This is a genomic window from Allokutzneria albata (assembly GCF_900103775.1).
GTDB lineage: Bacteria > Actinomycetota > Actinomycetes > Mycobacteriales > Pseudonocardiaceae > Allokutzneria > Allokutzneria albata.
Genome location: NZ_LT629701.1, coordinates 3,025,512 through 3,051,398, shown reverse-complemented (window position 1 = coordinate 3,051,398; position 25,887 = coordinate 3,025,512). Strand labels below are relative to the sequence as shown.

At 70.7% G+C, this 25,887-nt stretch carries 21 protein-coding genes and 1 pseudogene; 14 read left to right on the top strand and 8 right to left on the bottom strand.

Annotated elements, in window-relative coordinates; genetic code table 11:
• Positions 1-38: 38 nt before the first annotated feature.
• From BLT28_RS13685 to BLT28_RS13670, 4 genes are read left to right on the top strand one after another with little or no spacing between them, the layout of a single operon-like run.
• A complete protein-coding gene (locus BLT28_RS13685) occupies positions 39-815 on the top strand; it encodes a hypothetical protein (protein WP_030431286.1) in 777 nt (258 codons plus the stop codon).
• A 26-nt stretch (positions 816-841) separates the two neighbouring features.
• Complete coding sequence (locus BLT28_RS13680; protein WP_052407673.1) at positions 842-2,824, top strand: sensor histidine kinase; 1,983 nt, start codon at positions 842-844, stop codon at positions 2,822-2,824.
• Positions 2,821-4,758: a sensor histidine kinase gene (locus tag BLT28_RS13675; RefSeq protein WP_030431288.1), complete on the top strand. Its 1,938-nt coding sequence runs from the start codon at positions 2,821-2,823 to the stop codon at positions 4,756-4,758. The genes BLT28_RS13680 and BLT28_RS13675 overlap by 4 nt, the downstream gene beginning before the upstream one ends.
• On the top strand, positions 4,755-6,752 hold the full coding sequence (locus BLT28_RS13670; protein ID WP_030431289.1) for a sensor histidine kinase: 1,998 nt from the start codon (positions 4,755-4,757) through the stop codon (positions 6,750-6,752). The genes BLT28_RS13675 and BLT28_RS13670 overlap by 4 nt, the downstream gene beginning before the upstream one ends.
• 297 nt (positions 6,753-7,049) lie before the next feature.
• On the opposite strand, the gene BLT28_RS40100 is transcribed toward BLT28_RS13670, so the two are convergent.
• Positions 7,050-7,700, bottom strand: coding sequence for a TetR/AcrR family transcriptional regulator (locus tag BLT28_RS40100; RefSeq protein WP_162184880.1), 651 nt, complete (start codon positions 7,698-7,700; stop codon positions 7,050-7,052).
• Here BLT28_RS40100 and BLT28_RS40910 point away from each other — a divergent pair.
• From BLT28_RS40910 to BLT28_RS42690, 3 genes and pseudogenes are all read left to right on the top strand, one after another.
• A complete protein-coding gene (locus BLT28_RS40910; RefSeq protein ID WP_052407674.1) occupies positions 7,684-8,025 on the top strand; it encodes a hypothetical protein in 342 nt (113 codons plus the stop codon). The genes BLT28_RS40100 and BLT28_RS40910 overlap by 17 nt on opposite strands.
• 10 nt (positions 8,026-8,035) lie before the next feature.
• Positions 8,036-8,893 carry an alpha/beta fold hydrolase gene (locus BLT28_RS13650; protein ID WP_030431293.1) on the top strand — a complete coding sequence of 286 codons (858 nt, stop codon included), beginning with the start codon at positions 8,036-8,038 and terminating at the stop codon, positions 8,891-8,893.
• 18 nt (positions 8,894-8,911) lie between these two features.
• A pseudogene (locus BLT28_RS42690) lies at positions 8,912-9,811 on the top strand (SMI1/KNR4 family protein); the annotation flags it as partial.
• A gap of 518 nt (positions 9,812-10,329) precedes the next feature.
• On the opposite strand, the gene BLT28_RS13640 reads toward BLT28_RS42690, so the two are convergent.
• A complete protein-coding gene (locus tag BLT28_RS13640) occupies positions 10,330-11,415 on the bottom strand; it encodes an EamA family transporter (protein ID WP_081900514.1) in 1,086 nt (361 codons plus the stop codon).
• A gap of 39 nt (positions 11,416-11,454) precedes the next feature.
• On the opposite strand from BLT28_RS13640, the gene BLT28_RS13635 reads away from it, so the two are divergent.
• Both BLT28_RS13635 and BLT28_RS13630 read left to right on the top strand, forming a co-directional pair.
• On the top strand, positions 11,455-12,009 hold the full coding sequence (locus tag BLT28_RS13635; RefSeq protein ID WP_030431297.1) for a CGNR zinc finger domain-containing protein: 555 nt from the start codon (positions 11,455-11,457) through the stop codon (positions 12,007-12,009).
• A gap of 10 nt (positions 12,010-12,019) precedes the next feature.
• Positions 12,020-13,060, top strand: a complete 1,041-nt coding sequence (locus BLT28_RS13630; RefSeq protein ID WP_030431298.1) for a beta-eliminating lyase-related protein — start codon at positions 12,020-12,022, stop codon at positions 13,058-13,060.
• Here BLT28_RS13630 and BLT28_RS13625 read toward each other — a convergent pair.
• A complete protein-coding gene (locus BLT28_RS13625) occupies positions 13,057-13,476 on the bottom strand; it encodes a substrate-binding domain-containing protein (protein ID WP_081900515.1) in 420 nt (139 codons plus the stop codon). The genes BLT28_RS13630 and BLT28_RS13625 overlap by 4 nt on opposite strands.
• A gap of 125 nt (positions 13,477-13,601) precedes the next feature.
• Here BLT28_RS13625 and BLT28_RS13620 point away from each other — a divergent pair, with 125 nt between their 5' ends.
• The gene (locus BLT28_RS13620) at positions 13,602-14,582 is read left to right on the top strand and encodes an aldo/keto reductase (RefSeq protein WP_030431300.1); all 981 of its coding nucleotides are present in this window, start codon (positions 13,602-13,604) and stop codon (positions 14,580-14,582) included.
• Positions 14,583-14,705: 123 nt separating this feature from the next.
• On the opposite strand, the gene BLT28_RS13615 is transcribed toward BLT28_RS13620, so the two are convergent.
• The 5 genes from BLT28_RS13615 to BLT28_RS13595 all read right to left on the bottom strand — a co-directional run bounded on the left by BLT28_RS13615 (position 14,706) and on the right by BLT28_RS13595 (position 20,286).
• On the bottom strand, positions 14,706-15,710 hold the full coding sequence (locus BLT28_RS13615) for a TerC family protein (protein ID WP_030431301.1): 1,005 nt from the start codon (positions 15,708-15,710) through the stop codon (positions 14,706-14,708).
• Positions 15,711-15,760: 50 nt separating this feature from the next.
• Complete coding sequence (gene yjfF, locus BLT28_RS13610; RefSeq protein ID WP_030431302.1) at positions 15,761-16,723, bottom strand: galactofuranose ABC transporter, permease protein YjfF; 963 nt, start codon at positions 16,721-16,723, stop codon at positions 15,761-15,763.
• The gene (locus tag BLT28_RS13605) at positions 16,720-17,724 is read right to left on the bottom strand and encodes an ABC transporter permease (RefSeq protein ID WP_030431303.1); all 1,005 of its coding nucleotides are present in this window, start codon (positions 17,722-17,724) and stop codon (positions 16,720-16,722) included. Before BLT28_RS13605 ends, yjfF begins: the two co-directional genes overlap by 4 nt.
• Positions 17,721-19,241, bottom strand: a complete 1,521-nt coding sequence (locus BLT28_RS13600; RefSeq protein WP_030431304.1) for a sugar ABC transporter ATP-binding protein — start codon at positions 19,239-19,241, stop codon at positions 17,721-17,723. The genes BLT28_RS13605 and BLT28_RS13600 overlap by 4 nt, the downstream gene beginning before the upstream one ends.
• Before the next feature lie 85 nt (positions 19,242-19,326).
• The gene (locus tag BLT28_RS13595) at positions 19,327-20,286 is read right to left on the bottom strand and encodes an ABC transporter substrate-binding protein (RefSeq protein WP_030431305.1); all 960 of its coding nucleotides are present in this window, start codon (positions 20,284-20,286) and stop codon (positions 19,327-19,329) included.
• A 544-nt stretch (positions 20,287-20,830) separates the two neighbouring features.
• Between BLT28_RS13595 and BLT28_RS13590 the strand changes: the two genes are divergently transcribed.
• From BLT28_RS13590 to araA, 4 genes are all read left to right on the top strand, one after another.
• A complete protein-coding gene (locus tag BLT28_RS13590) occupies positions 20,831-21,814 on the top strand; it encodes a LacI family DNA-binding transcriptional regulator (RefSeq protein ID WP_030431306.1) in 984 nt (327 codons plus the stop codon).
• A gap of 187 nt (positions 21,815-22,001) precedes the next feature.
• On the top strand, positions 22,002-23,663 hold the full coding sequence (gene araB / locus BLT28_RS13585) for a ribulokinase (protein ID WP_030431307.1): 1,662 nt from the start codon (positions 22,002-22,004) through the stop codon (positions 23,661-23,663).
• Complete coding sequence (locus BLT28_RS13580) at positions 23,664-24,317, top strand: L-ribulose-5-phosphate 4-epimerase (protein WP_030431308.1); 654 nt, start codon at positions 23,664-23,666, stop codon at positions 24,315-24,317. It begins immediately after the preceding gene.
• An 8-nt stretch (positions 24,318-24,325) separates the two neighbouring features.
• Positions 24,326-25,825: an L-arabinose isomerase gene (araA, locus tag BLT28_RS13575; RefSeq protein ID WP_030431309.1), complete on the top strand. Its 1,500-nt coding sequence runs from the start codon at positions 24,326-24,328 to the stop codon at positions 25,823-25,825.
• Positions 25,826-25,887: the final 62 nt, after the last annotated feature.

Sequence of the window (25,887 nt, the reverse complement as noted above, 5' to 3'; positions counted from 1 at the left end):
CCACATCGGGTACGCGGGGGGAGCGTGGAGAAGCCGAGATGGCGGACTGGTTCCAGCGGACGTTCGTCGAGGCGGGCAGGCTGCCGCTGCTGTGCTTCCTCGCGGGCATGGTGTTCGGGTTTGCCTTCATCCGGATGTCGGTGCGGCTGATCCGGGCGAAGGTCCGCTGGTGGCCGGGCAACTTCACCCCGGGCGGCCTGCACATCCACCACGTGGTCTTCGGCGTGGTGTTCATGATGATCGGCGGGGTCGCCGCACTGGCCATCCCGGACCACCACGAGGGCTGGCGGGCGACGGCGGCGGTGGTCTTCGGCATCGGCTCGGCACTGGTGCTCGACGAGTTCGCGCTGATCCTGCACCTGCGGGACGTGTACTGGACCGAAGAGGGCCGGATCTCCGTCGACGCGCTGTTCGTGGCCTTCGCGCTGACCGGGATGCTGCTGCTGGGGCTGCGCCCGCTCGGGCTGGACGAGGCGGCGGCCTGGGTCGCGCCGGACGAGCCGGGGGCGGTCGCGCTGACCGTGCTGGTGATCCTGGCCGATCTGGCGCTGGCCGTGGTGACCCTGTTCAAGGGCAAGGTGTGGTCCGGGCTGATCGGGCTGTTCATGCCGGTGCTGCTGGTGGTCGGGGCGCTGCGGCTGGCCCGGCCGTCCTCGCCGTGGGCGCGCTGGCGCTACCGCGCCGACACCCCGGGCGGCCGGCGCAAGCTGGTGCGGGCGCGCTGGCGGGAGCGGCGGCTGCGGGTGCCGGTGATCAAGGTGAAGATCTGGGTCCAGGAACTGCTCTCCGGCAGGCACGACGAACCGTCCAGGTGATTTGCCGCCGGTCCTAAGGTCATGGCATGCAGGGGGAGCGGTTTCCCGGCCGCGCGACGGCCCTCGCCACCGCGATCGCCTTCGGGTGCTTCGCCGTGCTCGTCGTGGCGTGGGTGCTGCACTTCACCGCCCCGGTCGACCAGGCCAGATCGGGCTGGTTCTGGGTGCAGACGGCCGAGCACTCCCTGCGCGGGCTGGCGTTCGCGATGGCGGGCGCCCTGGTCGTCACGCGCGTGCCGACGCACCGGGTGGCCTGGCTGTTCCTCGTCGCCGGTGCGACAACGTCGCTGTACCCCCTGGTCAGCGCGGCCCACCCGTACCCGTTGGCGCCTTCGGTGCGCGCGGCCGTCTTCGTGTTCGGGCTCGGGCTGTCCGCGCTCAACCTGGTGGTGTTCCCCCTGCTGGCGTTGTACTCCCTGGACGGGAAGCTGCCGAGCCGCCGGTGGCGGGCGATGCCGGTCGTCCTGCCCGCGGTCGTGCTGGTCATCCCGGTCGCGCTGCTGAGCGCGGTGTCCACGTCCGGCCCCCTCCTCGCCTCGGCCGTGCACGAGCCCGGTCACCGGGGCTCCGGGATGGTCCTGGTCGGGGCCGCGGTCGCGGTGCACCAGGTGCTGTGGGTGATGTGCCTGTACTCGTTGCACGCCAGGGGGCGGCGGATGCGGGGCCTCGCCCGTGCCCAGATCCGCGTCGACCTGGTGATCTACGTGCTGATCTTCCTGGGGAACGGGCTGGAGCTCTGGTTCGCGCGGGGGTCGTTCCTGTGGTTCGGGCCGACCCTGCCCGACGAGCTGTTCCTGGTGCTGCGGGCGCTGATCGTCCTGGTCGGTCTGCCGATGCTGGTGTTCGTGCTCACCCGGACCAAGGTCTACCAGCTGGACCGGGCGGCACGGGCGACGGTGCTCGTGGTGACGGTCGTCGGCGGGCTGGTGCTGTCCTACGCGACCGCGACCGCCGTGTTGTCGAGCGTGCTCCCCGGCGCGACGTCGGTGGGGGCGTTGGTGGTGGCGTTCGCGACGGGACTGGCCGGATTTGGGTTGCGTGATGCGGTGCGGTTCGTGCGGCGCCGGGTGGACCGTGCTTTCTACGGGGACCGCGCGGAGCCGTACCGGGTGTTGCGCGCGTTGCCGCGTCGGCTCGACGGCTTGCCGCCCAACGAGATCCCGTTCGCGGTGTGCCAGACGGTGGTGAGCGTGCTGCGTCTGCCCGCGGCGGCGATCGAGGTGGACGGCAGGCGGCTGGCCAGTGCCGGGGCCCCGGCGGGGGAGCCGACCGTGTTCGCGCTCGGCGAGGTCGGGACGCTGCTCGTCTGGCCGCGCTCGGGCCAGCAGGCGTTGGACGAGATGGACATCGCGGTGTTGGAGCCGGTGGCGGACCAGACCGCGGCGGTGATCGCGACTGTGGTGATCGGGGAACGGCTGGAGCGGAGCATCGAGGAGGAGCGGCTGCGGCTGCGGCGTGACCTGCACGACGGGCTGGGGCCGGCGCTCGCGGGGGCGACGCTGCAGTTGGGCGCGGTGCGGACGCTGCTGCCGCCGCGCTCGGACGCGTCGGTGCTGCTGGACTCGGTGATCGTCCACATGCGACAGATCGTGGCCGATTTCCGCCGTGTGACCAGGAATGAGCGACCGTTGCTGCTGGAGGAGCGCGGGCTGCGCGGCGCGCTGGCCGAACTGGGCCGCCGTTTGTCCACTGTGGATCTCCCGGTGGTGGTGGAGCTGCCGGAGGAGCTGCCGGTGGAGCACGAGGAGGTGGTGTTCCACGTGGCGGCCGAGTCGTTGGCGAACGCGGTGCGGCACGCGGGGGCGCGGTCGGTCGGGTTGCGCGTGGAGGTCACCGAGGAGTCGATCACGGTGGAGGTCCGCGACGACGGGAGCGGGATCACCGAGCCGGTCGGGTTCGGGGTCGGCCTGGTCTCGATGCGGGAGCGCGCCCGGGCGGTGGGTGGCAGCTGTGAGATCAGCAGTGGCCCGGATGGCACGACCGTCCGCGCCAGGATTCCGCGGTCGTGAGCGCGCCGACGCGGCCGATGGTCGCCGCGACGATCGCGTTCTGCTGCGTGGTGGTGACCGTGCTGGCGTGGACGCTTCTCCTCGGAGCGCCGGGTGCTTCGTCGCTCGGCCCGTGGTACTGGGCGCAGATGGCCGGGAATTCCTTGCGGGGGCTGGCTTTCTCGGGCATGGGCCTGCTGGCGGTGCTGCGCTGGCCCAGGCAGCCGTTGGCGTGGCTGTTCGTCGCGGCGGGCATCACGCCGTCGCTGTACCCGCTGCTGCGGGCGAGCACGCTCTACGAGCTGTCGTCGCCGGTCAACATCGCCACCGACGTGCTCTGGGAACTGTCGGAGGTGATCAGCTACGTCGTCCTTCCGCTGCTGCCGTTGTACTCGCCGGACGGAGCGCTGCCGAGCAGGCGGTGGCGTCCGATGCTGGTCGCGCTGCCGGTGGTCGCGCTGGCGGTGATGACCCCCGTGTGGCTGGACCTCCCGCTGACCGGCGCGCTGGACACCGCCGTGCGGATCGGTGCCGCGGTGCTCCAGGCGCTGTGGACGCTCTGCCTGGTCGCGCTGTACGGGAAACTCCGGCGGGCAAGGGGTTTCGATCGCAGGCAGACGGCGGTCATCCTGGTCATCTTCGTGCTGATGTACCTGATGTTCTGGCTGAACTACCTGTTCGCGCCGACGTCGGTCATCTGGGTCGGGATCGAGGTGCCGACCGGGGTCCTGGTCACCAGTCAGCTCCTGGCGACCGTGATCCTGTTGCCGACGCTGGGTTTCGTGCTCACCCGCACCCGGCTCCACCAGCTGGACCGGGCGGCCCGCGCGACCCTGGTCGCGGTGACCGTGGTCGGTGGCCTGGTGCTGTGCTACGTCGCGCTGGCGGCGCTGCTGTCCTCAGTGTGGCCCGCCGCCGCGTCGACCGGGGCGGTGGTCGTCGCCGCCGCGACCGGGCTGGCCGGGTTCGGGCTGCGCGACGCGGGCCGCTTCGTGCGGCTGCGCGTGGACCGGGCCTTCTACGGGGATCGGGCGGAGCCGTTCCGGGTGCTGCGCGCGTTACCGCGAAGGCTGAACGAATGCTTGTCCCCCAACGAGATCCCGTTCGCGGTGTGCCAGACGGTGGTGAGCGTGCTGCGCCTGCCCGCCGCCGCGATCGAGGTGGACGGCAGGCGGTTCGCGAGCGCCGGTACCGCTGACGGTGAACCGACCGCGTTCGACCTCGGCAGGTCCGGCCGGTTGCTCGTGTGGCCGCGTTCCGGGCAACGTGAGCTGGACGAGCTGGACATCGCCGCACTGGAACCGGTCGTGGAGCAGACCGCTGCCGCGATCGGCGCGTTGGTGGTGGGGGAGCGGCTGGAGCGCAGCATCGAGGAGGAGCGGCTGCGGCTGCGGCGGGATCTGCACGACGGCCTCGGTCCCGCGCTGGCGGGCGTGACGCTCCAGTTGGGGGCGGTGCGGACGATGCTGCCGCCGCGCTCCGACGCCGGTTCGCTGCTGTCCACCGTGATGGTCCACATGCGACAGATCGTGGTCGATTTCCGCCGTGTGACGCGGAACGAGCGACCGTTGTTGCTGGAGGAGCACGGGCTGCGCGGCGCGCTGGTCGAGCTGTGCCGCCGCCTGTCCACGCCCGAGACCCCGGTGACCGCGGACCTGCCGGACGTGTTGCCGAGCGACCATGAGGAGGTCGTGTTCCACGTCGCGGCGGAGGCGTTGGCGAACGCCGTCCGCCACGCCGGGGCGTGGTCGATCACCCTCCGCGTCGCCGTGGCGCCGGGGTCGGCCGTAGTTGAGGTGTGCGACGACGGAGCCGGTATCGCCGAACCGGTGGAGTTCGGGGTGGGGCTGACGTCCATGGCTGAGCGGGTCAGGTCCGCGGGCGGGGACTACGAGATCGACTCCGGTCCGGCGGGCACCACCGTGCGGGCCCGGTTCCCCTTGGAGGAGCGGTGAGGCCGGCCCTGCGCCCGTTCGGCCGACCCGTCGTGCTGGCGGTGTCGATCAGCTTCGTGTGCCTGGTGGTGAGCGTGGCCGCGTGGGTGCTCTTCGCCACCGCGCCACCGGGACCGGTCCGGCCGCTGTGGTACTGGCTGATGGCCGGTGAGAAAACCGTTGTGGGACTGAGTTTCACGACCATCGGCATGCTCATCGTCGCGCACCTGCCCCGGTTGCCGCTGGCGTGGCTGTTCATGCTGATCGGCGGCTGCGACGTGCTGTACCCGTTCCTGGGGGCCGTGCTGCGCCACGGACCGCCGGAGGGGCCGCGGACCGCCGTCTTCCTGATGTGGCTGGTCGTCAACGTCGCGGGCGTCGTGCTGTTCCCGCTGCTGACGTTGTTCACCCCGGACGGCGTGCTCCCGGGGCGGCGCTGGCGGTGGATCTACCCCGTGCTCAGCCTGATCGGCGCCGCCCAGCTCACCGCGTTGCTGCTCACGGTTCCCGTGCCCGGTGGGCGCGTGCTCCTGCCGGGGGTACCCGAGGCCGGTGTGGTCGTGCTGCGGGTGGCGATCGTCGCCTTCCAGGTGGTGTGGGCCGTGTGCCTGATCGCCACCTACCGCGATCTGCGCCGACGGCCGAAGGGGTTGCGGCGCAGGCAGATCACCGTCGTGATGACCATCTTCACGCTCGGCTACGTCGCGTTCTTCCTGGAGATGTGGTTCACCGACCAGTCCTTCGCGCGGGCGGTCGTCACCGTGCCCGACGAGCTGCTGAACGTGCTGCGGCTGCTGCTCGCCGTGGTCGGTGTGCCCGTGGTCGGTTTCGCGCTGACCCGGACCCACCTGCACCAGATCGACCGCGCGGCCCGCGCCACGGTCATCGCGGTGACCGTGATCGGCGGCCTGGTGTTGGCCTACACGCTGGCCACCGCGTTGCTGTCGAGCGTCCTGCCGGGCGCCGCGTCCACCGGCGCGCTCGTGATCGCCCTCGCCACCGGCTTGGCGGGCTTCGGCCTGCGCGACGCGGTCGGCGCTGTCCGCAGACGCGTCGACCGCGCGTTCTACGGCGACCGCGCCGAGCCTTACCGAGTGCTCCGCGCGTTGCCCAGCAAGCTCAACGAGGGGCTGCCCCCTGGCGAGATCCCCCTGGCCGTCTGCCAGACCGTGGTGAGCGTGCTCCGCCTGCCCGCCGCCGCGATCGAGGTGGACGGCAGGCGATTGGCGAGCATCGGCGCCTCCAGCGGCCCGCCTGTCGAACTGCCCCTGGTGCATCAGCAGCGCCGCATCGGTGTCCTGCTCGTCTGGCCGCGCTCCGGCCAGTCGTCGTTGGACGACCTGGACATCGCCGCCCTGGAACCCCTGGTGGAGCAGACGGCCACCGTGATCAGCACCATGCTCATCGGCGAGCGCCTGGAGCGCAACATCGAGGAGGAACGCCTCCGCCTCCGCCGCGACCTGCACGACGGCCTCGGCCCCGCCCTCGCCGGTGTCACCCTGCAGCTGAGCGCCGTCCGCACCATGCTGGCCCCTCGCTCCGAGGAGGCCGCGCTGCTGGAGAACACTTCCGTCCACATGAGACAAATACTCGACGATTTCCGGCGCGTGACGCGCAATCAGCGCCCCTTGCTGTTGGAGGAGTACGGCCTCCGCGGCGCGCTCGTCGAGCTGTGCCGCCGCCTGTCCACCACCACGACCCCTGTCACCGCGCAGATCCCCGAGCACCTTCCCCCGCTCCAGGAAGACGCCGTCTTCCACGTCGCCGCCGAGTCCCTGACCAACGCCGCCCGCCACGCCTCCGCCACCGCGATCATCCTCACCGTGACCGTGGAGCCGAGCCACGTCGTCGTCGAGGTCCGCGACAACGGCGCAGGCATCGCCGAGCCTTCCGGTTTCGGCATCGGCCTGGCATCCATGCGCCGACGCGTCGCGGCGACCGGCGGCGAGTGGGATCTCGACACCTCTCCGTCGGGCACTGTGGTCCGCGCCTGCTTCCCCCGTGTCGAGTCATAAGGGCGCCGGTTCCGCGATCGGTTCCGGTTCGTAGACCCGCCCTCACGGCGTCGTCCACACGTGCCGTACGTCCGGGAGGTTTTCGCACGTCCGGTCGGACTCGTGCTTCATCCGGTGGTGGCGGCGCCTCGGCCTCAGGTTCCGCGCGGTGGCGACCTCCGAACCCGTGTACTGGTAGTCGCGATCAGCGACATGATCCATGTAATCGCGGGCGGCGATCACGCGTTCGGTCTTCGCGGTATTCAGCTTCCGACAGGCGTCCTTGATCGCGTCGAGAAACGTCGAGTGGGTCCCAGGTCACGCCGAGCCCACGCTGGGACCGGAGTTCCCTGGAAGTCGCAAACTGGAAGCCACAAAAGAGGCCCACAACTCCACCGGCGGCTCCTCCCGCCTCAACAGGAACAACCACACGAAAACCGGCCCCAGCAACAAGGCGTGCACAACGTCCACGTCAGGCACCTCCGGCAGCTCTCCCCGAGAGACCGCCCGGCCAAGAACCGCCCGCAAGCAAGCCTGCTCCCCGGCGATGAAGATTTCCTCGAATCGTCCAGGATCGACGCTCACGTCAGCCAGCAACCCGGGGATCGCCGTCAGCGCGGGACCGGAAAGGCTCGTGACGATGTCCCGGAGCACCGCCAGCAGATCGGCTTCCAGCGAGCCCGCGTCCGGCGGAACCTCAACCGAGACGCCGTGCACGACCGCCGAGAACACCAGTTCCTGCTTCGTCGCGAAACGGCGGTAGATCGCCGCTTTCCCGACTCCGGCGCGGGCGGCGACGGCGTCGACGGTGAGCTTGGCGTAGCCGGTCTCGGCGAGCAGTTCGCGGGTGGCGGCGGTGAGGGCGTGATCCACGCGACTTTCCCTGGGTCTGCCTCCGGCCATGGTGCCACCATACAGAACCATGAGTTCCGAAACTAAGCGTTCCGTTATTGTGGCCGGGTGGATCACCCTCTTCCTGGGGGCGCTGCACACCGTGCTGACGCTGGTCCTGGCCTTCCCGCACCTGGTCGGCGGGCAGCTGTGGTTCCCGCCAGGCGGGCTCGCCGAGCCCTCGAAGGCCACGGCGATGTTCTGGATCAGCCTGGGGAGTTTCGGGGTTCCGTTCGCCCTGCTCGGCGCGATGGTGCTGCGAGCGGGGGAGCGCGTTCCGGCCTTCGTGGGCTGGGGGATCGCGGTGTGGGCTCTCGTGTGCGCGGCGATCCTCGAACCGACGCCGTTCGTGCTCGCGGTCATTCCGGGCGTTCTGCTCATCCGGGCGGCGCGGAAGTCCTAGGGTCGAGCGGGTGAGGATTGGCGGGTTCCGCTCCCCGGAGGCGCGGTCGGACTTCGAGGAGAGCTATCGGGCGGGAATGCGCCTGCTGCCGGAACCCGTTGCGGTGCATGACGTTCCGACCGGCTACGGCTCGGTGCGGGTGTACCGGTTCGGCCAGACGTCGGGCGCGCCGATCGTGCTCCTGCCGGGCCGCGCCGGGACGACGGTCATGTGGCAGCCCAACATCGCGAGCCTGGCCGAGCGGCATCCGGTGTACGCGGTGGAACCCCTCGGCGAACCCGGGCAGAGCACGCAGACCGCGCCGATCACCAGCGGCGCCGAGCAGGCGGAATGGCTGGCGACGGTGCTGGAAGTGCTGGACCTGCGCGGAGCGCACCTCGTGGGCGTCTCCTTCGGCGGGTGGCTTGCGTGCAACCAGGCGCTGCGCAGGCCGGAGCGGATCGCCTCGGTGAGCCTCGTCGACCCGGCGTGCACGTTCGCCCGCTTCCCGGTGCGGCTGGTCCTCGGCGTCGCGCTCGCCGGGCTGCGCGGCTGGCGGGCGTTCCTGGCGTGGGTCTCCGGCGGGATCGCGTTGCCGGAGGGCAACCCCGTCGGCGACGTGATCATCAAGGGGATGCGGTCGTTCCGCCTCGGCACCCCGTTGCCCAGGTACTTCACCGACGAGCAGTTGCGGAGCATCCGCGTGCCGGTTCTCGCGATCATCGCCGGGCGCAGCGTCATGCACGATCCGCGCAAGGCGCACGAGCGGGCCAGGACGCTGATCCCGGACGTCGAGGCGGAGCTGTGGCCCACCGCGAGCCACAGCCTCTCCGCGGAGTCACCGGCCGAGGTCAACGCCCGCATCCTGCGCTTCGTCGCCGCCCGCTAGGTCCGTAGGGTGCCGCACATGACGAACGACGTGCCGGCGGCGGCTCGGGTGATCGCCAAGGACTTCGCGAGCCAGGCGGGCGCCGGGTGGCAGAGGATCATCATGCAGCTGACGTGCACGTCGGGCGGTTCGTCGATGAGGGCCGAGGTCGACACCGGCGGGTACCTGCGGTCCGACTGGCAAAGCCTGTCCGCCTTGCGGGAGGACGTCCTCGAGTCCGCGGGCGCGGAGGCCGCCGTCATCGAGCTGGTCGTGCGTGCTTCGGGTGGTTTCGAGCTGAGCTACGTCGCGGGCGCGGGGCAGCTGCACCCGGCGACGCAGGTCTTCGACCGGGAGTTCCGGTTGCCCGGGCACCCTCGCCCCGGCATGCCGCTGCCCGCTGCCGCGCGCCCCGGCTGCGCGCCGACCGACCCTGCGGTCCTCGCCGAGGTCACCGCGCTCGTCGACGAGTTCGCCTTGCGGTACAAGGAGATCAAGGGCGAATCGCCCCAGTGGCCGCCCGGTGCCACCGAGGCGGAGGTCGCCGCAGCCGAAGCACAGCTGGGCGCGCGCCTGCCGGAGGACCTGCGCGCGCTCTACCGCAACCTCGCCAGTGATCCGGAGGAGACCGGCCTGCTCGGCAGGTACAGCATCTTGCCGCTCAAGATGGTTGTGGAGTACTACGGCGAGGGGGAGCCGGGCTCGCTGGGCCGGCACGACGGCCTCTTCGACAACCACGCCGTCGTCTTCGACAGCGACCCGCCGCTGCACGTGAAGCGGTTGTCCCGCAACGATTGGTGGATCACCGTCGCCGGGGACTTCGCCATGAACCACCTCGCCGTCGACCTCGATCCGGCCGAGCATGGGCACGCGGGCCAGATCTTCGAGTACGGCAGGGACATCTACGGCCCGGTGCGCTACGTCGCGACCTCGGTGTCGGTGATGCTCGCCGAGGTCCTCGACGAACTGCGCGCCGGACGCTGCGAGGTGCACGAGGACAGCCCGCACCTCCAGACGTCGCCCGGGTTCGACGACCGCGGAGTCCGCGACCACGAAGAGGTCCTGCACGAGTTCGGCGACGCGGACCTGGCGGGCGCCGTGGCGAAGCTCGACCGCCCCGAGCGCGTGCAGCGGTTGTTCGTCAACGACGCGGCAGAGCTGGACCTCGCCGCGCTCGCCCCGCTGACCGGCCTGCGGGAGCTCGCGGTCAACCGGGCGGCCTCGGTGTCACCCCGGCCGGCGGACATCCCTTCGTTGGAGCGACTGGAGATCACGGCGGACCGGGTGGACCTGGGGTGTCTCGCGGAGCACCCCGCTCTCTGGGACGTGAAGCTGAGCGGGGCCGCCGTCACCATCAGTCCACTGAGGACAGTGGTCCGGCTCGACCTCTCCGGCGCGGAGGTTGTCGATCTCGAAGCGCTGGCAGAGCTGCCGAACCTGCGCGTGCTCACGCTGGATCACGCGCAGTGGCGACGGCTCGGCGAGGCCGGAAGGCTGCCGTCCGGGCTCGCGGCGGCCTCCTGCTCGGGAATGGTGCCCCTGGCCGACGCGGTGGAGTGGGCGCGCGGGTTCGGGCGGGAGGTCGAGCTGTGCACAGTCACCGGAGCGCTCTCGGACTCGTGATCACCTGAGGGCTCGCCGAGCCGGACGGCGATGACGCCCACGAGGATCAGCACGCCCCCGAGCAACTGGGAACCGCGCGGTACCTCACCGATCAGCAGCCAGGAGAAGGTGAGCGCCATCAGCACCTCGGTGAGCGCGGCGAACGACGCGAGCCGCGAGCCGAGCCGACGCGTCGCGGCGATGCCGGAGACATAAGCGAGCGCGGCGGTGACCACACCGAGCGCGAGCACGGGCAGCCACCAGGCGACGGTGAAGCCGGCGAAGACCACGGGCTCGGCAGACGTCGTGAACGGAAGGATTCCGAGCAGTCCGGCCAACAGCAGCGCGATGCCGCCGAGCAGCAGCCCGCCGGCGGCGAGGACGGTGCCGGGCAAGCCTTCCTCCTCGCGCGACGAGAGCACGAAATAGGCCGCGGCCCCGACCATCGCGCCGAGTGCCCACAGGATGCCGACCACGTTGACCTCGGCGCCGGAGACCACGTCCAGCACAAGCAGCAGGCCGCCCACGCCGAGCACCGCGCCGAGCACGGTCAGGCGCGTCGGGCGTTGGCCTCGGCGCAGCCATAGCCAGCCGACCACGGCGACCGGCGCGGTGTACTCGATCAGCAGCGCCACGCCGACCTCCATGTGCGCCACCGCGTTGAAGTAGGCGAGCTGACAGCCCGCGATCGCCAGCATCCCGTACGCGGCGATTAGGGAAGCGTTGCGGCGCAACACGTTCCACCGTCCGCGCAGCTGGGCGAGCGCGATCGGTGCCAGCACGACCGCGGCCAGCAGGACCCGCACCGCCACAGCGGCGGCCGACGACCACCCCGCATCCATCAGTCCGCGGGCCAGCGGCCCCGACAACCCGAAGGACGCCGCGGACAGCAGTGCGAAACCCCAGCCGGCCCGCCGTCTGTCATGAGTGAAGGTCGTCATGACACATGACGGTATGGACGGAGCAGGTAATGTGTCAATGTGCTTTTCACTGATGACACCGCAGCGTCCCTGGTCGCGGCGGTCGCACTGGTCAACTCCGCGGAGGAGCCGGACACGCTGACCAGCCTCGCCGAGCTCGACACGTTCTTCGCCGAGCACGGGTACACCGGTTCGCGTTCGCGCGACGCCGAGGAGCTGGCCGCGGTCCGCGCGCTGCGGGCGCCTCTGCGGACCCTGCTCACCAGTGATCGCGACACCGCCGCGGAGATCGTCAACCGGATGCTGGCCGAGCACCGCGCGCTGCCCCAGCTCGTCCGCCACGACGGGCTCGACTACCACCTGCACGCGGTGGACCGGGACCGGCCGTTCGCCGAGCGGATCGCCGTGGAGACCGCCATGGCGATGACCGATGTGATCCGCGCGGACGAGATGAGCCGGTTGTCCTTGTGCGCCAGCGATGTCTGCGAAGGGCTCGTGCTGGACCTGTCCCGCAACCGCTCCCGTCGCTACTGCAGCACGACGTGCGGCAACCGGCTCGCGGTCGCGGCTTATCGAGCGCGTAAAGGGGTGAACGGCCCCGGCGGGGGTCGTTAGGGTCCCGTGAATGGGGATTCACGAGCGACTGCGGCTGTCCCGGGTGATCAACGCCAGGGGGACGTACACACCGCTGGGGGTGTCGCGCAGCTCGGCCGCCGTCGTCGCGGCCGTCGCCGAGGCGCTGCCGGAATTCGTCGTGATGGACGAACTCGCCGACCGCGCCAGTGAGATCATCGCGGATGCGACCGGTGCTCAGGCGGGCGCCGTGGTGCACTGCACGGCAGCGGCGATCACCGTCGCGGTGGCGGCCGCCATGGCGGGAACCGATCCCGGGCGGATCGCCGCGCTGCCGGACACCGAGGGGATGAAGGACCGCGTCGTGGTGCCCGAGGGGCACGCGGTGAACTACGGGCAGTCGAACCTGCAGGCCATCCGGCTCTCCGGTGCTCGTGTTTCCCTTGTGCGACAAGAAGAACTGACGTTCACCGACGACGTCGCGTGCATGGTGCTCGTGTCGTCCCGGCTCGCGCGTGAACAGATCGACCTCGCCGCTGCGGTCCTTGCCGCGCACGACCACGGCGTGCCCGTGATCATCGACGGGGCCGCCCAGTACCCGAGGGTGGGGGAGCTGCTGGCGACCGGGGCGGACGCCGTGCTGGTCAGCGGCCAGAAGTACCTGGCGGCGCCCACAGCGGGGCTGGTGCTGGGAACGCGGGAGTTCGTGCGCGCGGTTCGGGCTCAGGACAAGGGGATCGGGCGGGGGATGAAGCCGACGAAGGAGGCCATTGCCGGGGTCATCGCCGCCATCGGGGAGTGGCGCACCGACCCGTGGCTGGCCGCCGAGGCGGCGAAGGTCGCCGATTTCGTGCGGGAGGCCGGGAAGATCCCCGGAATCGCGGCGCGCCAGTGGCCCGACCCCGCCGGGCTGCCCGTGTCCCGCGCGGTGCTGACCGTCGAGGACGCCGCCGGGCTGGCCGCGGAGCTGGCGGCGGGCGATCCGCCGATCTTCGTGCTGGCGCACGGGGACGAGCTGGTGCTGGAGCTGGTGTCGCTGGCGGACAGTGAGGTGCGCGTGATCCTGGACCGGCTGCGCGGCGCCCGGTGTTAGGACGCGGTCCCGTGCCTCCTGACGCTCCCGCGTTCGGTCAGCCGAGGCGCCAGCAAGGTCAGTGCGGGCGGCGGTTCTCCGGCCATCTTGCGCACGAGCAACTCCACCGCCCGGGTGCCCAGTTCCTCGGCGGGCAGGTGCACCGAGGTCAGCTGTGGTGTGCTCCCCTCGGCCAACTCGTCCGGGCACACGGCCACCACCGACATGTCATCGGGTACGGCAAGACCCAGTTCGCGCAAGCAACTCAGCATCGAGGGCAGTGCGGCCTCGTTGTGCACCACCAACGCCGTCGGCCGTGGTTGTTCCCGGAGCAGGTCGGTCAGCGCCTCCAGCACCGCGGCGCGATGACCGTCGGTGGCGCGGGTCCGCGCGGAGACACCGCGCCGGATCGCCGCGGCCGTGAAGCCCGCCGGGATGTCTACCTCGTCTTCGGCGGCGACCTCCGGATGTCCCTCGTTCTCCGTGCGGTGATCTGGACCCCGCGTGGGACGTGCCGCGCACGTGAACCGACTACCTGCGCCGTGGTGTTAGCGTTAACAGCGTGGAGAGACGAGAGCTGGGCCGCAGCGGCGGGCAGGTCGGGGTAGTCGGACTGGGAGCGTGGCAGCTGGGCGCCGACTGGGGCGAGGTGGACGAGGGTCAGGCGCTGTCGGTGCTCGACGCGGCGGTCGACGCGGGCGTGACGTTCATCGACACCGCCGACGTCTACGGCGACGGGCGCAGTGAGCGCCTGGTCGGCCGGTTCCTCAAGGGGCGCCAGGGCATCACCGTCGCGACCAAGATGGGTCGCCGGATCACGCCGCAGGACCCGGCGATCTACACGCTGCACAACTTCCGCGCGTGGACCGACCGGTCGCGGGCGAACCTCGGCGTCGACACCCTCGACCTCGTGCAGCTGCACTGCCCGCCGACGCCGGTGTACTCCGCGGACGAGGTCTTCGACGGGCTGGACACCCTCGTCGAGGAGGGCCGCGTCGCCGCGTACGGGGTGAGCGTGGAGACCCGCGCCGAAGCGCTGACCGCGATCGCCCGGCCCGGGGTGGCCAGCGTCCAGATCATCCTCAACGCGCTGCGGCTCGGCCCGCTCGCCGAGGTCCTTCCCGCCGCCCGCGCCGCCGGGGTCGGCATCATCGCGCGGGTGCCGCTGGCCAGTGGCCTGCTGTCCGGCCGCTACGACGCGAACACCACCTTCGCCGACAACGACCACCGCAGCTACAACCGCAACGGCGAGGCGTTCGACGTCGGTGAGACCTTCTCCGGCGTGGACTTCGGCATCGGGCTCGAAGCGGTGCGGCGCCTCGCCCCGCTGGTGCCGCCCGGGGTGACGATGGCGCAGTTCGCGCTGCGCTGGATCATCGACCAGCCCGGCGTCAGCGTGGTGATCCCCGGCGCCCGCACCCCCGCGCAGGCTCGCGCGAACGCGGAGGCGGCCGATCTGGCGCCGCTGAACGCTGATCAACTGGAGACCGTGCACGTCGTCTACGACGAGCTGATCGCTCCCCAGATCGCCGATCGCTGGTAGGACCTCAGCCCTGCTCGGGCGACCACGAACCGCGAACGTCGCATTGGTGCGTTGAACGCGCTGAATGAGTCATTCGGTGCGTTCAAGTACCTCAATGACTCATTCAGGGTGTAAGCGGGGATGTCAGGTCTGGTCGGGGGTGTCGTGGTGGGTCGCCCGGAGGGAACCGGCGTGGGCCTTCGCGGAGGGGTCGCGGCGGGTCTTGAGCAGGCTCGCCACCGTGACGATCACCAGGACGCCGATGATCACGCCGAGGCTGACCGGGGTGGGGATCTCCGGCACGCGCGGGTCGATGTCCACGTGCGCCCAGTGCAGCATCAGCTTCACGCCGATGAACGCCAGGATCAGCGCCAGCCCGGTGGAGAGGTAGACGAGCCGGTCCAGCAGCCCCTTCACCAGGAAGTAGAGCGCGCGCAGGCCGAGCAGCGCGAACGCGTTGGCGGTGAAGACGATGAAGGGCTGCTCGGTGACGCCGAAGACCGCGGGGATGGAGTCGAGAGCGAAGAGCAGGTCGACGCTGCCGATCGCCAGCAGCACCACGAACAGCGGTGTGACCAGCCGTCGCCCGCCCTGGCGCACGACCAGTTTCCCGCCCACGTAGCCGTCGGTGCTCGGGAACAGCCGCCGGGCGGCCTTGACCATCACGTTGTTCTCGACGTCGGGGTCCTCGTCGCGGTGCCGGAACAACTGCACCGCGGTGAACACCAGCAGCAGCCCGAAGATCAGGAACATGAAGGAGAACAGCGACAGCAGCGCGGCCCCGAGCACGATGAAGAGCGCCCGCATGATCAGCGCGAGCACGATGCCGAAGGTGAGCACCTTGTGCTGGTGCTCCTCGGGCACGGCGAACGTGGTCATGATGATCACGAAGACGAAGAGGTTGTCGACCGACAGGCTCTTCTCGACGATGTAGCCGGCGAAGTACTCGGTGCCGAAGTCCCCGCCGTGGCTCAGCGCGAACCAGACCCCGAAGCCCACGGCGACCAGGATGTAGAACACCGACCAGGCGGTGGCCTCGCCGAAGCCCACCCGGTGCGGGCGCACCGCCGCGACGACGAGGTCGACCGCGAGCAGGGCGACGATCAACCCGATCGTCACGGCCCAGGTGAGAAAGCTGATCTCGAGCATGCTGCCCCCGGCTTCTCCTCGGAACTCGCAGCGATCTTAATCAAGCCTGGTCAGCGGCGCGACAGCACGCGCTGCACGACGATGAAAGCGAGCAGCAGGACCCCGATCACGATCTTCGTCCACCACGAGCTGAGCGTGCCCTGGAAGGAGATCAGCGTCTGGATGGTGCCGAGCACGAGCACGCCCGCCACCGAGCCGGCCACGAACCCCACCCCGCCGGAGAGCAGGCTGCCGCCGATCACCACCGCGGCGATCGCGTCCAGTTCCATGCCCACCGCGTGCAGGCCGTAGCCGGAGAGCATGTACAGGCTCAGCAACAGCCCGCCGAGCGCCGAGCACAGTCCGCTGACCACGTAGACGCCGACCTTGACCCGTGCGGTCGGCAGACCCATCAGCAGTGCGGAGGTCTCGCTGCCGCCGACCGCGTACACGGTGCGGCCGAAGCGCGTCAGGTGCAGCACGTAGGCGGCGGCCGCCGCGACGGCCAGCGCGATCAGCACGGCGTAGGTGATCGTGACCCCGCCGCCGAGGTCGATGGTGGCCGCGGCGAGTTCGCGCAGCGTGGCGTCCTTGATGGGGATCGACTCGACGCTGATCACGAAGCACAGCCCGCGGGCGAGGAACATCCCGGCCAGGGTGACGATGAACGGCTGGATGTCGAAGTGGTGGATCACCAGTCCCATCAGCAGGCCGAGCACCGCGCCGATGCCGAATACGGCGAGGACGACCACCGGCAGGGGCCATCCCGCGCGCAGCCCGGCCGCGGTGACCATTGTGGACAGTGCGACGACCGAACCGACCGACAGGTCGATGCCGCCGGTGAGGATCACGAACGTCATGCCGACCGCGAGCACGACCAGGAAGGCGTTGTCGATGAAGAGGTTCGCCAGCACCTGCCCGGACGCGAAGCCGTCGTAGCCGGCCGCGCCCGCGCCGAAGGCGAGCGCGAACAGCACCAGGGTGGCCAGGACGGGCAGGAACCGGGCGGGCACCCGGCGGGCGAGAGCGGTCATGGCGCGGCCACCTTCTCGGGTTCGGGGCGGGTGGGGCGCAGCAGGGCGCGGGCCTTCGGCGCCTGGAGCAGGCACACGGCGATCACCACGACCGCCTTGAACACCAGCGTGATCTCCGGTGCGACGCCGATCGTGTAGACGGTCGTGGTGAGCGTCTGGATGATCAGTGCGCCGAGCAGGGTCCCGGTCAGCGAGTAGCGCCCGCCGGTGAGCGAGGTGCCGCCGATGACCACGGCCAGGATCGCGTCCATCTCGATCCACAGCCCCGCGTTGTTGGCGTCGGCGGCGCTGACGTTGGAGCTGATCATGAGCCCGGCCACGCACGCGCACAGCGCGGCGAAGACGTAGACGGTCAGCACGATGGTGCGCGAGCGGACCCCGGCCAGCCTGCTCGCCTCCGGGTTCACCCCGACCGACTCGATCAGCAACCCCAGCGCCGTGCGCCTGGTCAGCAGGCCCACTGCGGCCACCGCGGCGCAGCTGATCAGGATCGCCACCGGCAGCACCAGGTAGCCCGCGCCGACCTCCCGGTAGGCGTCGTTGGCGACGGTGACGATCTGCCCCTCGGTGAGCAGCATCGCCAGGCCCCGGCCCGCGGTCATCAGCACGAGCGTGGCGATGATCGGCTGGATGCCCAGCACCGCGACCAGGAACCCGTTCCACAGCCCGAGTCCGGCGCACAGCGCGAGCGCCAGCGCCATCCCGGTCACAGCGGTCGTCACGCCGCCAGGGGCGGCGGAACCGGCGATGTGGGTGCAGGTGACGGCTCCCGCGATGGCCGCGACCGCGCCGACGGACAGGTCGATGCCGCGGGTGGCGATCACCAGCGTCATGCCGAGGGCGACCAGCAGCGTCGGCGCGCCGTTCTTGAGGATGTCGACGAGCCCGCCGTAGAGGTGCCCGTCCTGCACGCGCACGGCGAAGAAGGCGGGCGTGAAGACCAGGTTCAGCAACAGCAACGCGACCAGCGCGAGCAACGGCCACCGCAGCCGGGCGGTCATGACGCGGCCCTTTCCGTGCCGCCGGCGATGAGCCCGACGACCTCGTCGACGCTCGTCCGCGCACCGTCCAGCTCAGCGATCTTCTGCCTGTCGCGCAGCACGATCACCCGATCAGCCAGCCTCAGGACCTCCTCCAGCTCCGCGGAGATGAACAGGATCGCCATCCCCTCGGCGGCGAGGTCGGTGACCAGCTTCTGGATGTGCGCCTTGGCGCCGACGTCGACGCCGCGGGTCGGCTCGTCGAGGATCAGCAACCTGGGCTCGGTGACGAGCCACCGCGCCAGCAACACCTTCTGCTGGTTGCCGCCGGAGAGAGCGCGCACCGGCGTGTCCGGGTTGGCGGGCCGGATGTCCAGCGCCGCGAGGTATCTCGCCACCAGCTCGTCCTGCGTCCTCCGGGGCAGCGGGCGGGCCCAGCCCCTCGCGGCCTGCAACGCGAGGATCAGGTTGTCCCGGACGCTGAGGTCGGCGACCAGTCCTTCGCCCTTGCGGTCCTCCGAACAGAACGCGATACCCGCCGCGATCGCCGCCGTGGGCCCGCGCCCGCGCAGCGGTTTGCCGTCCACGAGCAGCGTTCCGGAGTCGGCGCGGTCGGCGCCGAAGAGCAACCGCGCCAGCTCGGTGCGCCCGGACCCGAGCAGGCCCGCCAGCCCGACGATCTCCCCGGCACGGATCTCCAGGTCGACGGGCTCGATCGCACCCTTGCGGCCGAGCTTGTCCGCGCGCAGCAGCACCGTGCCGGCTTGGTGTCCCGAGCGCGCTGCGTGCTCGATCTCCTCGAGCGCGCCGAGCTCGCGCCCGAGCATCGCCGACACCAGGCCGAGCCGGTCGAGGTCGGCAGCGGCGTACTCACCGACCAGGAAACCGTTGCGCAGCACGGTCATCCGGTCGGCGATCGCGTACACCTGGTCGAGGAAGTGCGACACGAACAGGATCGCCACGCCCTCGTCCCGGAGCACCCGCATGATCCGGAACAGCTCGGCGACCTCGTCGGCGTCCAGACTGGACGTCGGTTCGTCCAGCACCAGCACCCGGCAGTCCACCGCGATCGCCCGCGCGATGGCGACCAGCTGCCGAACCGCGATCGGGTGGCTGTCGAGCGCCGATGCCGGGTCGATGTCCAGCCCGATCCGCGCGAGCAGCTCGGAAGCCTTGGCACGCATGGCTTTCCCGTCGATGCGGCCAAGCCTGCGTGGTTCCCTGCCGAGCAGGATGTTCTCCGCGACCGTCAGGTTGGTGCACAGGTTCACCTCCTGGTACACCGTGCTGATCCCCGCCTCCTGGGCCTGCGCCGGTGAGGTGAACGCCACCTGTTCACCGCCGAGCCGGACGACGCCGGAGTCGGGGGAGTGCACCCCGGTGAGGGTCTTGATGAGGGTGGACTTGCCCGCGCCGTTCTCGCCCATCAGCGCGTGCACCTCGCCGGGGAGCAGCCGGAAGTCCACGTCCTGGAGCGCCTTCACGCCGGGGAACGCGAGGGAGATCCCGCGCATCTCGACGACCGCTGGGGAGTTCATCGCTGCTGCCTTCGTCGCTGGAGGTGGGATGCGGGACCCGCAGGCGCGCTTGGGGAAGGCTGCGGGCCCCGCGGCCGGAGGGGTGTCAGTACTGACGGCTGGGCAGGGCGGCCTTGGCCTGCTCCCTGGTGAAGGTGGTCTCCTCGGTGACCACCCGCTGCGGCACGCTCTCGCCCGCCTTGACCTTCTTCGCCAGGTCCATCAACTGCTTGCCCAGCAACGGGTTGCACTCCACGATGAAGTCGATCTCGCCGTTGGCCAGCGCCTGCATGCCGTCGCGGACCCCGTCCACCGTGATGACCCGGATGTCGCGGCCGGGGACCTTGCCCGCCGCCTTGACCGCCTCGATGGCGCCGAGCCCCATGTCGTCGTTGTGCGCGTAGACCACGTCGATGTCCGGGGTGGACTTGAGCATCGCCTCCATCACCTGCTTGCCGCCGGAGCGGGTGAAGTCCCCGGTCTGCGACGCGACGACCTTGATGTCCGGCCGCGCGGCGATCTTCTCCTCGAAGCCCTTCTTGCGGTCGATGGCCGGGGCCGCCCCGGTGGTGCCCTGCAGCTCGACAACGCTCACCGGCCCGGTGGAGTTGGCCACCAGCCACGCGCCCGCCTTGCGGCCCTCCTCGACGAAGTCCGAGCCGAGGAAGGTGCGGTAGAGCGAGGTGTCCTCGGAGTCGACGGCCCGGTCGGTCAGGATCACCGGGATGCCCGCCCGCTTGGCCTCCAGCAGCACGGTGTCCCAACCGGTCTCCACCACCGGGCTGAAGGCGATCACGTCCACCTTCTGCTGGATGTAGGAGCGGATCGCCTTGATCTGGTTCTCCTGCTTCTGCTGCGCGTCGGAGAACTTCAGCACGACACCCGCCGCCTGGGCCGCCTCCTGGATGGACTTGGTGTTGGCCGTCCGCCAGCCGCTCTCGGCACCGACCTGGGCGAAGCCCAGCGTGAGGGCGCCGGTGCCGGAACCGGCGGGGGCCTGGCCGCCGCAGGCGGCGAGCGCGCTCAGCAGGAGCACGCCTGCCGCTGTCGCGATCTTCTTCAGCACGGGGACTCCTCGGGGGAGAGCGAATCGGACTTGGTGGACAAGAGTGAGCGTTCACATATTGGTCGTCAACCCCCGCGTAGCGAGAAGTTCTCGGCGTTGACACATCGAGAGGTGCGGAATATGTTAGCGCTCACTTTTGTGACCTGGGCCATGTTCTCCCCGTCGCCGAGGCCGCACCCGACCGCGTTCGCGCGGCCTTCCCGAGCTGGCAGGGAGATCGCATGCGGGTGCCGCCGGTCGCGGCCTGGCGCGACTGCACGCTGACGTCAAGGCCGCCAAGCAATCCGGGTACGAGGGGTTCCTGATTGCTCTCGGGGGTGAGGACACCGGCAGCCACCGCCGGCGCAGTTCGTCGCGGCTGTCGGACGACTCCGTCGCCCACCCCCGGTGACGCGGGCCGACTCGTGGTCGTGAAGCCTGGCAAAGCGCGAAGTGCACGTGCCACGTTCCGGCTGGAATGATCCCTGGTATCGCTAACATCAAGGATCGGGAGATCGAGGATCGGAGAACGTCAGTGGACAACAGGGCTTCGCGCGATCCGGCGATGACAGACGTCGCCAAACTCGCCGGTGTCTCCCACCAGACGGTCTCCCGCGTCCTCAACGACCACCCCAACGTCCGCGAGCAGACCCGGTTGCGGGTGCGCGCCGCGATCCAGGAGCTGGGCTACCGGCCGAACCGCGCGGCCCGCGCGCTGGTCACCGGCAAGTCCCAGCTCATCGGGGTGGTGGCGCAGAACTCCACGCTCTACGGCCCGGCATCCCTGCTGGCCGCCTTCGAGGAGGCGGCGGCAGGGGCCGGGTTCTCGGTGAGCGTGGGCCGGGTGAAGGTCCTCGACCGCGCCTCGATCGCCGCCGCCGTGGAACGCCACCGCGACCAGCGGGTCGCCGGGATCGTGGTGATCGCCCCGACCGCCTCGGCCAACGACGCGCTCGCCGACGTCCCCGCCGGGGTGCCGCTGGTGACCATCGACGGCGATCCCGGGCGCCCGACCCCGCTGGTGACCGTCGACCAGGCCGCGGGCGCCTTCGCCGCGACCAAGCACCTGCTCGACGCCGGTCACCGCACGGTCTGGCACGTGTCCGGCCCGGCGGACTGGTTCGACGCGGCCGGTCGCGTCGAGGGCTGGCAGCGCGCTCTGGAGGCCGCGGGCGCCGAGGTCCCCCCGGTGGTGGCCGCGGACTGGAGCGCCGCCGCCGGCTACCGCGCCGGGCAGATGCTGGCCAGGATGCCCGAGGTCACCGCCGTGTTCGCGTCCAACGACCACCTCGCGCTGGGTGTGCTCCGGGCGATGAGCGAACGCGGGCGCAGCGTGCCCCGGGAGGTGAGCGTCGTCGGCTTCGACGACGTGCCCGAGGCGGCGTACTTCATCCCGCCGCTGACCACGGTCCGCCCGGACTTCGACGCCGTTGCCCGAGAGGCGCTCGGCCTTCTGCTCGCTCAGGTGAGCGACGGGGAGAGCGCCGAACCGCGCCGCACCGTCGCTCCCGCCCTCGTGTCCCGCGAGAGCGTCGCGCCGCCCGCCTGAACGTCCCCGCCCCTGCGACCCGGTCCGCGTTCACGGCCGGGCCGAGAGCACGCTCGTTTCCGTTGGCCCGGGTTGTGATGTGCACGCTCACATCACGCAGACATGGCTAGCCACAAGGACCTTGACGCACTGAATGTTAGCGATAACACTCAGCGGGACACGTCCACTTCTCCGGTGAGGGCTGACAATGGCGATCAATCCCGACGCGTGCGTGGTGGGGGTCGACTTCGGCACGCTGTCCGGCCGCGCGGTGATCGTGCGCGTGCGCGACGGCGCGGAGCTGGGCAGCGCGGTGCACGAGTACCGGCACGGCGTCCTCGACCGCGTCCTGCCGCGCACCGGCGAGCCCCTGCCGCCGGAGTGGGCGTTGCAGGTGCCCGCGGACTACGTGGACGTGCTGCGGACCGCGGTGCCGAACGCGGTGGAGAACGCCGGTGTGGACGCGACCGACGTCATCGGGATCGGTACGGACTTCACGGCGTGCACGATGATCCCCACGACCGCGGACGGCACCCCGTTGTGCGAACTGCCGGAGTTCGCAGGCAATCCGCACGCCTACGTGAAGCTGTGGCGCCACCACGCCGCGCAGCCGCACGCCGATCGCATCAACGAGCTGGCGCGTCAGCGCGGTGAGCCGTGGTTACCGCGCTACGGCGGGTTGATCTCCTCGGAATGGGAGTTCGCCAAGGGCCTCCAGCTGCTGGAGGAGGCGCCGGAGGTCTACGCCGCGACGGAGCACTGGGTCGAGGCCGCGGACTGGATCGTCTGGCAGCTCACGGGCTCCTACACCCGCAACGCGTGCACGGCCGGGTACAAGGGGATCCACCAGGATGGCGCCTACCCGTCGGCGGACTTCCTCGGTGCGCTGAACCCCGCGTTCGCCGGGTTCGTCACGGACAAGCTCGATCACCCGCTGGCCGCACTCGGTGACCGGGCGGGGAGCCTGACGAAGCAGGCCGCCGCGTGGACCGGGCTCCCGGAAGGCATCGCGGTCGCGGTGGGCAACGTGGATGCTCACGTCACCGCCCCGGCGGCGCGGGCGGTGGAGCCCGGGCAGCTGGTCGCGATCATGGGCACCTCGACCTGTCACGTGCTGAACGGCTCAGTGCTGCGCGAGGTGCCGGGCATGTGCGGGGTGGTGGACGGCGGCATCGTGCCGGGGCTCTGGGGCTACGAGGCCGGGCAGAGCGGAGTCGGTGACATCTTCGCGTGGTTCGTGAAGAACCAGGTTCCGCCGGAGTACCACGAGCGCGGTCGCGACGTGCACGAGCTGCTGACGGAGCTGGCGAGCGCGCAGGCGGTCGGCGAGCACGGCCTGATCGCGCTGGACTGGCACAGCGGCAACCGTTCCGTGCTCGTCGACCACGAACTCTCCGGCGTGGTGGTCGGCCAGACCCTCGCCACCCGCGCCGAGGACGTCTACCGGGCGTTGCTGGAGGCGACCGCGTTCGGCACGCGGACCGTCATCGAGGCGTTCACCGGAGCCGGTGTCCCGGTGACGGAGTTGGTGATCGCGGGCGGCTTGGTGCGCAACGCACTGCTGATGCAGATCTACGCCGACGTCACCGGTCTCCCGTTGTCGGTGATCGGCTCGACGCAGGGACCCGCCCTGGGCTCGGCCATGCACGCCGCCGTCGCGGCGGGAGCGTACGCCGACATCCGCGCGGCGGCCGAGGCAATGGGCTCGGTGCGCCGCGCCGTGTACCGCCCGATCGCGGAGAACGTTCAGGCGTATCAACGGTTGTACGAGGAGTACCGGCAACTCCACGACTACTTCGGCCGCGGCGCGAACGAGGTCATGCACCGGTTGCGGGCCTACCGCCGCGACGCACTGGGGAAGGCGGCCTAGATGTCGATCACGTCTGAACTGCGCCGCGTGGTGGCCGACCTGCACCGCGAGTTGACCCGCTACGAACTGGTGATCTGGACCGCGGGCAACGTTTCCGCGCGGGTGCCCGGCCGCGACCTCATGGTGATCAAGCCCTCCGGCGTGTCCTACGACGACCTCGGCCCGGAGGCCATGGTCGTCACCGACCTGCACGGCGAACTGGTGGAGGGGGAGCTGGCACCGTCCTCGGACGCCGCGGCGCACGCCTACGTTTACCGCCACATGCCGGAGGTCGGTGGCGTCGTGCACACGCATTCGCCCTACGCCACCGCATGGGCCGCACGCGGTGAGCCGATCCCCTGTGTGCTCACGATGATCGCGGACGAGTTCGGGGGTGACATCCCGGTCGGGCCCTTCGCGCTCATCGGCGATGACTCGATCGGCCGCGGCATCGTGGAAACCCTGCGCAGCAGCAGATCTCCCGCGGTGCTCATGCGCAACCATGGTCCGTTCACGGTCGGTGCCACGCCCAGGGCCGCGGTCAAGGCCGCGGTGATGGTGGAGGACGTCGCGCGCACCGTCCACATCGCCCGCCAGCTCGGCACGCCCGATGTCATCGGCCAGGACCAGATCGACCACCTCTACGCCCGCTACCAGAACGTCTACGGGCAGTAAGGAGCACCATGAAGCGCCAGGTCTGGTTCCTCACGGGCAGTCAGCACCTCTACGGCCCGGAAACGCTGGAGCAGGTGGCCGAGCAGTCGCGTCGCATCCAGCGCATGCTCACCGACTCGGGCAGGCTCTCGGCGGAGATCGTCTGGCAGCCCGTGCTCACCGACGCGGCCGCGATCCGCGCGGTGATGCTCGCCGCCAACACGGACCCGTCCTGCGTCGGGGTGATCGCGTGGATGCACACGTTCTCCCCGGCGAAGATGTGGATCACCGGACTGGACGCGTTGCGGAAGCCGTTGCTGCACCTGCACACCCAGCTCAACGAAGCGCTGCCGTGGGCCAGCATCGACATGGACTTCATGAACCTCAACCAGGCCGCTCACGGCGACCGCGAGTTCGGCTTCGTCCAGACCCGGATCGGCGTGCCGCGCAAGACGATCGCCGGGCACGCCGCCGATCCCGTCGTGGCGAGGCGGATCGACAGCTGGATCAGGGCAGCCGCGGGATACCACCACCTGCGCTCGCTCCGGCTGGCCCGTTTCGGCGACAACATGCGCGATGTCGCGGTGACCGAGGGGGACAAGGTCGAGGCCGAGCTGCGGTTCGGCGTCTCGGTGAACACCTACGGGGTCAACGACCTGGTCGAGCTGGTCGACGCGGCCCCGGAGGAGGAGGTCGACCTGCTGGTCGCCGACTACGGCGAGACCTACCGGTTGGTCCCGGAGCTGGCGCGCGGGGGAGAGCGGCACGTGTCGCTGCGCTACGCCGCACGCATCGAGGCCGGACTGCGGAAGTTCCTCGCCGAGGGTGGTTTCGGCGCCTTCACCACGAACTTCGAGGACCTCGGCGGCTTGCGCCAGCTGCCGGGGATCGCGGTGCAGCGGCTGATGGCCGACGGGTTCGGCTTCGGCGGTGAGGGCGACTGGAAGACCGCCGCGCTGCTGGCCGCGGTCAAGGAGATGGGCGAGGGCACCGGGCGGGGCACTTCGTTCATGGAGGACTACACCTACCACTTCGGCCCGGGCGAGCCGAAGATCCTCGGCGCGCACATGCTGGAGGTGTGCCCGACGATCGCGGCGGGCACACCCTCGTGCGAGATCCACCCGCTGGGCATCGGCGGTCGCGAGGACCCGGTGCGGCTGGTGTTCGACGCCGAGCCGGGCCCCGCCGTCGTGGTCGGGCTGGCCGACCTCGGCGACCGCTTCCGCCTGGTGGCCAACGAGGTCGAGGTCGTCGCGCCGGACGAACCGCTGCCGAACCTCCCCGTGGCCAGGGCGGTGTGGCGGCCCGCGCCGTCGCTGTCGACCTCCGCGGAGTGCTGGCTCGCCGCGGGCGGCCCGCACCACACTGTGCTCACGCAGGCGGTCGGCGCGGAGACGCTGGAGGACTTCGCGCGGATGTCGGAGACCGAGCTGGTGCTCATCGACGGCGCCACCACGCCGTCGTCCTTCGCCGACCGGCTGCGGTGGAACCGGGCCTACTACCGCCTGGCCGCGTTGTCACGGCAATGACAGCAACGGGACACGGGCCGGAAACGGCGGCGGAGAATATGCGGAGTCGCGCTGACGGCATG

Bases quoted from the DNA above. Each gene is read 5' to 3' on its own strand.
- BLT28_RS13685 (WP_030431286.1), top strand. From the start codon at position 39: ATGGCGGACTGGTTCCAGCGGACGTTCGTCGAGGCGGGCAGGCTGCCG.
- BLT28_RS13680 (WP_052407673.1), top strand. From the start codon at position 842: ATGCAGGGGGAGCGGTTTCCCGGCCGCGCGACGGCCCTCGCCACCGCG.
- BLT28_RS13640 (WP_081900514.1), bottom strand. From the start codon at position 11,415: ATGACGACCTTCACTCATGACAGACGGCGGGCCGGCTGGGGTTTCGCA.
- BLT28_RS13630 (WP_030431298.1), top strand. From the start codon at position 12,020: ATGGGGATTCACGAGCGACTGCGGCTGTCCCGGGTGATCAACGCCAGG.
- BLT28_RS13615 (WP_030431301.1), bottom strand. From the start codon at position 15,710: ATGCTCGAGATCAGCTTTCTCACCTGGGCCGTGACGATCGGGTTGATC.
- yjfF (WP_030431302.1), bottom strand. From the start codon at position 16,723: ATGACCGCTCTCGCCCGCCGGGTGCCCGCCCGGTTCCTGCCCGTCCTG.
- BLT28_RS13605 (WP_030431303.1), bottom strand. From the start codon at position 17,724: ATGACCGCCCGGCTGCGGTGGCCGTTGCTCGCGCTGGTCGCGTTGCTG.
- BLT28_RS13600 (WP_030431304.1), bottom strand. From the start codon at position 19,241: ATGAACTCCCCAGCGGTCGTCGAGATGCGCGGGATCTCCCTCGCGTTC.
- BLT28_RS13590 (WP_030431306.1), top strand. From the start codon at position 20,831: ATGACAGACGTCGCCAAACTCGCCGGTGTCTCCCACCAGACGGTCTCC.
- araB (WP_030431307.1), top strand. From the start codon at position 22,002: ATGGCGATCAATCCCGACGCGTGCGTGGTGGGGGTCGACTTCGGCACG.
- BLT28_RS13580 (WP_030431308.1), top strand. From the start codon at position 23,664: ATGTCGATCACGTCTGAACTGCGCCGCGTGGTGGCCGACCTGCACCGC.
- araA (WP_030431309.1), top strand. From the start codon at position 24,326: ATGAAGCGCCAGGTCTGGTTCCTCACGGGCAGTCAGCACCTCTACGGC.